The organism is Flavobacterium sp. HTF, assembly GCF_003105115.1.
In the GTDB taxonomy this organism is placed as follows: Bacteria; Bacteroidota; Bacteroidia; order Flavobacteriales; family Flavobacteriaceae; genus Flavobacterium.
Genome location: NZ_QETH01000133.1, coordinates 1 through 8,831, shown reverse-complemented (window position 1 = coordinate 8,831; position 8,831 = coordinate 1). Strand labels below are relative to the sequence as shown.

Here is an 8,831-nt window from a genome sequence, read left to right as displayed (position 1 = left end):
AATTATACTATTATTTGCAGGCTGTAAGTCTTCAAAAGAATCTGTTGTTTCTGCAACGCTAATGATACCTAAAAGTAATTTTACAGCTTTAGAGTTACAAACCTGGTATCAAAAGGATTATTTGACAGACAGTATTCCGGGTATTTCACTGGATAAATGGTTTAAACAGAACAAAAAAAAATCAGGGCGTGAGGTTATTGTTGCTGTGATAGATACACAAGTCGATATAAATCACGAAGATCTGAAAGATCAGTTCTGGACAAATCAAAAAGAAATACCTAATAATAATATTGACGATGACAATAATGGTTATGTCGATGATATACATGGCTGGAATTTCACTTCAAACAAAAAAGGAGATTATATTACGTGGGGGAACTTTGAGTCTGTTAGATTTATAAGACAATGGGACCCTTTATTTAAAGAAAAAAAAGAGGAACAAATTAAACCCGAAGATATAGCCAACTATAAAGAATATCAAAGAGCTGTAAAGGTTAATGACAAGGAAAATATATATTACAACAGATGGCTTAGTGGCTTAAATCATAGTGTATCCATTTTTCCATTGGTAAAAGATACACTAAAGCATTTTTTTCCAAAAGAAGATTATACTTATAAACAATTAGACAGTTTATATAAAAAACATAAATTAAACGATAAGACTTACAGACAAAGACGAGAAAGTGATGATCGTGATTTGGGAGCTTTAATTTTTTATATGATGATTAATATGGAAGATAATGAGAGCACTTTAGAAGCTCTTAAAGGAAGCCAGGCTGAATTAGATTCGATAGTAAATAAAAATCTGAATAAAAATTTTAACGACAGAATTATCATTGGCGATAATCCGGATGTTCTTGAAAAAGGATATGGTTCGGGGAATGTCAGCATCACTAAAAAAGGACTTAAAAATATTCAGGGACATGCTACAAAAGTTACAGGAATTATAGCTGCAAATCGTCAGAATGCTATCGGTGTAAATGGTGTAGCGCCAAATGTAAAAATCATGCCTCTTAATATTTCTTATTCCGGAGATGAAAATGATAAAGATATAGCAATGGCGATTTATTATGCGGTAGATAATGGCGCCAAAGTTATTAATATGTCTTTTGGGAAAGAGTTTTCTGTTCATCAGCAATGGGTTTCTGATGCCTTTAAATATGCCGAAAAACACGATGTGTTATTGGTACACGGATCAGGTAACGAACGTTTTAATGTTGATGAAAACCCCTATTATCCAAGCGACAACAGTTTTGACGAAACGCCTGAAGTTTCTGCTAATTTTATTAATGTTGGTTCAACCTCAGCACGTTTAGACAAAACCTTTGTTTCGGCATTTTCAAACTACGGCAAGAAAAATGTAGATTTATTTGCTCCGGGCGAACAAATTTATACTACAACTCTCGGTAATACATACAAATCAGATTCAGGAACTTCTCTGGCAGCACCAATCGTGTCAGGAACCGCGGCATTGATATGGTCTTTTTATCCTAACCTTACGGCAATTGAGATAAAACAAATTATAATAGATTCGGGAACGACATATAATATTGAAGTTACTACACCGGGAACAAAGGACAAACTAATTGCTTTTTCGGAGTTGTCAAAATCCGGCAAGGTTTTAAATGTTTATAATGCCATGAAACTTGCTGAACAACGGAGCAAACAAAAAAGATAATGTCTGATTTTAAAATTAAATGTTATTCTGAATATGTCCTTAGAACGCCTTTATTTTCACTATCATCTTATCTTCAATTAATTCAGGATTATTCATCGGAGAAAGCGATCGAATTATATAATGATGCTGTAATAAAAGAAGCCATCGGCCTCGCATCACCAGAATTACGACAAGGATTAGACAAATGGGCCGCTGACGATTCTGAATTGTCTGAGGATAAAAAAAAAGCTTTCGAACTTACTTTTCTTAAGTATTTGTCACGAATGTCATCCCGTTGTACACCATTTGGTTTATTTGCAGGCTGCTCTGTTGGAAATTTCAGTTCTGAAACCAATATTGTTTTGGATTCCCTTGATCATCACAAGCGTTTTTCCCAATTTGATATGCATTACTGGGTAGCAATGCTGCAGGATCTTGCAAAAAGAAAAGATGTTGCTGCTCACCTTAATTTCTATCCAAACACTTCCATTTATGAAATAGGTGAATTTTATCGCTTTGTGGAGTACAAATATGCAGGTACAAAACGAGAACATACTATTTCTGCAATCCGGAAAACAGATTTACTGAAGCAAATTCAGTTTCAGGCAAAATCAGGAATTACAATCGACGAAATGATTTTTTTTCTGGCAGATGACGAATCTGAAAAGGAAGACGCTTTTGAATTTATTTCCCAGCTAATTGCTTTTCAGTTTCTAATTAGTGAGTTGGATGCTACCGTTACCGGAGATAATGAGTGGAAAAAATTGTTTTCGGTTCTGAATCGAATTCCGGGTTTTAATAACCAAATTGCGTTATTTAAAAACTTAGAAAAAAACCTTTCTGATCTTGATCGGAATTTAATCCCCTCAAAGGAAACTTACGATAGTATTAAAACAACCATTAATAAAATCGGAACTCCTTTTGAAGAAAAATTTCTTTTTCAAACCGATTTAAATGTAACCACTCTCACTAATACTTTAAATAAAAATATTCCTGAAAAAATATTCAGGGCAATTCAGTTTTTGAACGGTATTCAAAACCGTGTACCCATTCAAAATCTGGAAAACTTCAAAAAATCGTTTACTCAAAGATACGAGTCGAAAGAAATGCCATTGCCATTGGTATTGGATACAGAAACAGGAATTGGCTATTTACAGAATCAGGACATGAACGATCATCATGAAATTCTTGAGAGCTACTTATTTAAGGCTAAAATCACGGAGCAAAAAAATCAGAACTGGAACAGTCTTGATTTTATCCTGCATAACAAACTGCAGCAATGCCTTAAAAATAACGATACTTTTATCAGTCTTTCAGAAAATGACTTTCCGGATTTTGATTCTAATTTTAAAAACACTCCCGCTACTTTTTCGGTAATGATTGAGTATTATAATGATAAAAATATAGCTTTGACATCGACCGGAAATACGAGTGCTTCAAAATTATTAAGCCGTTTTTGTAACGGGAACGAACAAATTTACAATCTGACGAAAGAGATTGTTCAAAAAGAAAATGAGTATCATTCCGGCAAAATCCTGAGTGAAATTGTACACATACCCGAGTCAAGAATTGGAAATATTATTAGAAGGCCTATTTTACGAAAACATGAAATTAGTTATTTGTGCGCGCCCGGAGTACCCATAGAAGACAATCTGGACCTAAACGATTTATGGATTTCTATTCAGTCTGGCCGAATTATTTTACGCTCAAAAAAACATAATGCTGAGATCCTTCCGTGTTTATCGAATGCGCATAATTTTTTAACTGATTCCCTGCCTATTTATCATTTCTTATGTGATCTCGAAAGACAAAATACAAAACCTGTTTATTCTTTTAGCTGGGGTGCTTTAGTGCCACATTATGATTTTTTTCCAAGGGTAATTTACAATGAGATTATTCTCTCCAAAGCAAAATGGATAATTAAGAAGGAAGAAATTACCGTTTTTCAAAAAATGGATAAAACCATTTTAATGCATCATTTTTCAGAATGGAGGGCAAAACGAAACATTCCTCGCTTTACAAATCTGAGTAACTCAAACAATACACTTTTCTTTGATTTTGAGACTCAAATCTGTATTGTATTATTTCTAAAATCTGTTAAAGGCATGGAAGAATTCAGTCTGGATGAGTTTTTATTTACCGATAAATCAATTGTGCAAAACAGTACCGGCGAAAGTTTTTGTAACCAGATCATACTTTCCTATTATAAAAAAAGATCATAATGATGCAAAGAGATTTTTGTTTGGGCAGCGAGTGGTTATATTATAAAATTTATACCGGAGTAAGAACTGCCGATTATATTTTATTAGAAAAATTAAATCCTGTTATCTCCGATTTAGAAGAAAAAAAAATAATTCAAAAATGGTTTTTTATCCGGTATAAAGACACTGAAGATCATATCAGAATTCGTTTTTTAGTAAAAAATACCAAAGATTTACTGACCATTATTGAATCATTTTATCCTGTTTTTAATACTCTTCTGGAAGAAAATCTAATCTGGAAAATTCAAACCGATACTTACAAAAGAGAAGTGGAACGCTACGGCGAAAAAACAATCATTGAATCGGAATCTCTTTTTTGGCAGGATAGTAAAATGATCCTGAAATATCTCGAGCTTAAATCTTCTTTTGATACGCAGGAATTACCTCTTTTGTTTAGCTTTTATACAATTGATACTTTTTTAAATCTGTTCCAATTATCCGATAACAGAAAATTACTGTTATTGAGTGAACTACAAATTTCCTTTAATAGAGAATTTGAAGTTGATAAAGACCAAAAAAAAGAAATAGAACGAAATTACAAATTATTAGAACCACAAATACAATCCATTCTGGAAGGTTCTAAAAATGATTTTGATGAAATCCTTGATATCGTTAATTATAAATCCAAACAAACAAAAAAAACCATTTTAATTGTCAGGGAAAAAATTGAAATTTCTACACACAGTTTTTTATACAATCATATTCATATGATGCTAAACCGACAATATTCTTCTAAACAAAGGATGTATGAGCTGGTTATTTATAATCATTTATATCGCTATTATAAAGCGTTGCATTACAAAAACAATATGTCTTTGGTCGTTTAATTTTCTGAATTTCTTTACTTGCTGTTTTTTAATGCCGATAACAATTCTGCCATATCAACCACTGCATAAGTAGATGAATAGTCCGAAACCGCATATGGCAATATCAGGCTGTTATTGTGAATAATGGCCCCGCAGGAATACACTACATTTGGCACATAGCCTTCGCGTTCGTCTTCAAGTGGAGAAAGTAAAGGCTCGGTAAGTCTTCCTATTTCTTTAGACGGATCATCAAGATCAAACAAAGAAGCTCCAATGCAATAACGTCTCATTGCACCCACACCATGAGTAATTACAAGCCATCCTTCTTCTGTCCAAAGCGGTGATCCGCAATTTCCAATTTGCGTAAGTTCCCAGGTATAACGGGGCTCCTGCAAAAGGATAGGATCATTCCATTGAGTTGCTCTTTCAGAATACATAATATAATTGTTAACACCATCAATTCTGGCCAGCATAGCATATTTTCCTTTTATCTTTCTTGGAAATAAAGCCAGATTTTTATTTTGAGCACCGGCGCCATGCAACGGCATCACCCTAAAACTGTAAAAATCTTCGGTCGAAATAAGTTTCGGGAGTATCGTATGACCATTATAAGCCGTATAAGTTGCCATGACACGTACAGAATCATCATCGTCTGTAAAACGGACAAAACGGGCATCTTCTATACCGCGGCTTTCTGAGGCAGATATCGGAAATATAACACGTTCTGTAATATCAGAATCGTGTTTGAACTGTAAATCATAAAATGAATTTGCCAGCCAGAGAATTTCCTGCAATGCCATTTTTCTCTCTTCACGAATTAACGGGTCACTCAATCCTGTGTTAAGAATGTTTTTTAAAACCGCAAATTCAAACTCATCCGGCAGGTCCTGCATAATCTGAACGATATATTTGTCAGTTGTATGCATTTCAGACAATTTGGTCAAAAATCGTTCCTTATTGAATAACGTTTTATGCTCGATTTCGGCCTTATCAATATGGTGGCCGATTTTCATAATCAGCAGATTATTATCCTTATCCAGGATTCCACGTCTGAAAACAATGGATGAAATATGTCCTTCACCCGTTGCACGGAACGAAATAACAACACGTTTTTCGCCTGCTTCCAGACCTGTCTGATCAAAATCTTCAACTATTGATGGGTTGAAAATAGCTGCAGATTCTATTGCATATTCCATTGTACAATAAGAACCTATAAGCATTTTACGATCAAGCGACATCGCTTCGTAATCAATTTTCATGGCTTCTATTACAGGTCTTATTTTTTCGCAGTGTCTAAAAAAGACCGCGGAAATATTCCTGTGGCGTCTGGCAAATTCACGAAGTGTCTGTTCTAATGTCTGCAGTACTTGTTTTTCGTCGAGTGTCATAATCCGAAGTACCATTTGCTGAGTCCTCTCATAGCCATTCATAAAATAGCGGGCTACAACTCTTCTTGAATCTGGTGTGAATTTTATATTTTTTCGGGTTACTGATACTCGCATAAATTTATTTTTTGATTGAAAAAAATGTAAGGCTTTTTTTATTTATTATTAAAGTTGTTTTGGTCATTTAGTGCTATAATTTAAAAAAGAACAGGACTATAATGCCTGAAAACAGTGTTTTCATTTGTATTCTATAACAAGTTAATAATTTTGTTAAAGAAAAAACCTAATTTTTTATTAAAAGTTTTATGAAATCTGACCTTAAAAAGAGAGATGACTTTGATCTGTGTGTCAAAAATCTATGATTTAAAATGATATATTAGCTAAACATTTAAATGCTGACAGTAACACATTTAACTACGCCAATCAAAAAAACATCAATCAAAAACACCCTGTACATGACCAAAAAAACTATAATTTTAATTGGGTTTATAATTCTAAAATTTGTTTTACAATACATTTTATTAAGTCCGGAATACGATTTACAGCGAGATGAATACCTGCATCTTGATCAGGCACATCATTTGGCATGGGGATATCTGTCAGTTCCGCCTGTAACCTCCTGGATTTCTTATCTGATATTTTTATTGGGAAATTCTGTTTTCTGGGTGAAGTTCTTTCCTGCTCTTTTTGGAGCGTTGACACTTATCATTGTCTGGAAAACTATTGAACTCTTAAAAGGAAATTTATATGCTTTGGTTTTAGGTGCTACCTGTATTTTGTTTTCGTCTTTGTTGCGAATCAATATGCTGTATCAGCCCAATTCATTAGATGTTTTGAGCTGGACTGCATTTTATTATATTGTCATTTTATATTTCACTTCAGAAAACACAAAATGGCTTTATGTGGCGGCAATCGTATTTGCATTCGGATTTCTGAATAAATACAATATTCTCTTTTTGCTGATCGGCCTCTTCCCTGCCCTTTTGTTGTCTGGTCAAAGAAAAATACTAGCCGAAAAAAAACTGTATTTCGCCTTGATGGTTGGACTACTGCTTATTCTGCCAAACCTGTTATGGCAATACAATAATCAGTTTCCAATTGTACATCACATGAAAGAATTGGCCGAAACACAATTAGTCAATGTTGACCGTCTGCATTTTTTAAAAGAACAAATTTTATTTTTTATAGGTTCCATTTTGGTAATAATGGCTTCTTTGTATGCTTTATTGTTTTATACCCCTTTCCTTAAATATAGATTCTTCTTTGCTACACTAGTTTTTACGCTTATCGTATTTTTATATTTCAAAGCCAAAGCATATTACGCCATTGGCTTGTATCCCGTTTATATTGCATTTGGTGCTGTATTTCTTTCTGATATTTTAAAATCAGGATGGAAACGTTATTTCCAGCCCGTTTTTATCATCATTCCATTGTTGTTTTTTATTCCGATGTACAATTTGGCATTCCCTAATAAAAGTCCGGAATATATCGTACAGCATCCTGAAAAATATAAAAAACTGGGAATGCTTCGCTGGGAAGACGGAAAAGATCATGCACTTCCACAGGATTTTGCCGACATGTTGGGCTGGAAGGAACTGGCCCGCAAAACAGATTCCGTTTATACGTTAATACCAAATCCTGAACAAACATTAATTCTTTGCGACAATTACGGCCAAGCCGGAGCTATTAATTATTATACTAAAAAAGGAATCAAGGCCGTTTCTTTTAATGCTGATTATGTGAATTGGTTCAACCTCGGCATTCCATATAAAAACGTAATCAGAATCATTGAATATGAGGAAGCTGAAAGTGAATTTAAAGAAACTGGCCAATATTTTCAAACCTCAGCCTTTGCGGGTCAGATTACCAATAAATTTGCGAGAGAATACAAAACTGCAATTTTCACTTTTATTGGAGCTAAAGGCAACATAAACAAAATAATAGCACAAGAAATTAAAGAAGTAACTGATTACAGCAAATAAACTCAAATGATTGACTTTAGTACAATTGAATATTTAAAAACGGGAAATCCAAGGCAGATTCTTGCTTTTGAAGTCTTAACTCAAAATAAAGTTCTTGAAAATATTGCTGAATTTACCCCTGTTCTGGCAGGCACAATTCCGATAAATATTGATATTGAAAATAGTGATCTCGATATAATTTGTTACTGGGAAAATAAAATCGATTTTAAAGAAAAACTAAAAGCTGTCTTTGGGAAAGAAAACGGTTTTAGCCTCAGAGAAACTAAAATTCACGAACAGGAATCTGTGATTGCAAATTTTAGAATAGAAGAATTTGAAATTGAAATATTCGGACAAAATATTCCGGTTTATAATCAGAATGCTTACAGACATATGCTTATCGAATACAAAATTTTACAATTAAAAGGTGAAAAATTCAGACAGAAAATCATAAGGCTCAAGCAAAATGGATACAAAACAGAGCCCGCTTTTGGCGTTTTGCTTGGTTTAAAAAACGATCCGTATCAGGAATTACTGGAATATAAATTCTAAAGAGAAGAAACAATCAACCACTAATACTTAATAATCAACATATTACCATTTAAAAATTAAATAAATAAAAAAATACGTTATTTCTTTTTAAAACTGTATTTACTACGTATCTTTGCACCCGAAACATCGCGGGATAGAGCAGTAGGCAGCTCGTCGGGCTCATAACCCGAAGGTCACAGGTTCGAGTCCTGTTCCAGACACTAAACCAC

Annotated in this window: 6 protein-coding genes and 1 tRNA gene; 6 read left to right on the top strand and 1 reads right to left on the bottom strand. The window is 33.7% G+C overall.

Annotation, left to right across the window (positions count from 1 at the left end; all coding sequences use genetic code 11):
• The 3 genes from DCO46_RS21465 to DCO46_RS21455 form a co-directional block, all read left to right on the top strand.
• Window positions 1–1,678 (top strand): S8 family serine peptidase (locus DCO46_RS21465; RefSeq protein WP_124019593.1); only part of this gene is annotated, 1,678 nt, incomplete at its 5' end.
• On the top strand, window positions 1,678–3,879 hold the full coding sequence (locus DCO46_RS21460; protein ID WP_116754520.1) for a lantibiotic dehydratase family protein: 2,202 nt from the start codon (window positions 1,678–1,680) through the stop codon (window positions 3,877–3,879). The genes DCO46_RS21465 and DCO46_RS21460, both read left to right, overlap by 1 nt.
• Window positions 3,879–4,745 carry a thiopeptide-type bacteriocin biosynthesis protein gene (locus DCO46_RS21455; protein WP_116754519.1) on the top strand — a complete coding sequence of 289 codons (867 nt, stop codon included), beginning with the start codon at window positions 3,879–3,881 and terminating at the stop codon, window positions 4,743–4,745. Before DCO46_RS21460 ends, DCO46_RS21455 begins: the two co-directional genes overlap by 1 nt.
• A gap of 14 nt (window positions 4,746–4,759) precedes the next feature.
• Here DCO46_RS21455 and DCO46_RS21450 read toward each other — a convergent pair whose 3' ends face one another.
• Window positions 4,760–6,226, bottom strand: coding sequence for a glycoside hydrolase family 130 protein (locus DCO46_RS21450; protein WP_116754518.1), 1,467 nt, complete (start codon window positions 6,224–6,226; stop codon window positions 4,760–4,762).
• A 338-nt stretch (window positions 6,227–6,564) separates the two neighbouring features.
• Here DCO46_RS21450 and DCO46_RS21445 point away from each other — a divergent pair, with 338 nt between their 5' ends.
• The 3 genes from DCO46_RS21445 (at window position 6,565) to DCO46_RS21435 (ending at window position 8,819) form a co-directional block, all read left to right on the top strand.
• Window positions 6,565–8,091 carry a glycosyltransferase family 39 protein gene (locus tag DCO46_RS21445; RefSeq protein WP_116754522.1) on the top strand — a complete coding sequence of 509 codons (1,527 nt, stop codon included), beginning with the start codon at window positions 6,565–6,567 and terminating at the stop codon, window positions 8,089–8,091.
• Between the two features lie 6 nt (window positions 8,092–8,097).
• On the top strand, window positions 8,098–8,622 hold the full coding sequence (locus DCO46_RS21440; RefSeq protein WP_116754517.1) for a DUF4269 domain-containing protein: 525 nt from the start codon (window positions 8,098–8,100) through the stop codon (window positions 8,620–8,622).
• A gap of 130 nt (window positions 8,623–8,752) precedes the next feature.
• A tRNA-Met gene (locus tag DCO46_RS21435) sits at window positions 8,753–8,819 on the top strand.
• The last annotated feature ends 12 nt before the right edge of the window (window positions 8,820–8,831 follow it).

Bases quoted from the DNA above. Each gene is read 5' to 3' on its own strand.
- DCO46_RS21460 (WP_116754520.1), top strand. From the start codon at position 1,678: ATGTCTGATTTTAAAATTAAATGTTATTCTGAATATGTCCTTAGAACG.
- DCO46_RS21455 (WP_116754519.1), top strand. From the start codon at position 3,879: ATGATGCAAAGAGATTTTTGTTTGGGCAGCGAGTGGTTATATTATAAA.
- DCO46_RS21450 (WP_116754518.1), bottom strand. From the start codon at position 6,226: ATGCGAGTATCAGTAACCCGAAAAAATATAAAATTCACACCAGATTCA.
- DCO46_RS21445 (WP_116754522.1), top strand. From the start codon at position 6,565: ATGACCAAAAAAACTATAATTTTAATTGGGTTTATAATTCTAAAATTT.
- DCO46_RS21440 (WP_116754517.1), top strand. From the start codon at position 8,098: ATGATTGACTTTAGTACAATTGAATATTTAAAAACGGGAAATCCAAGG.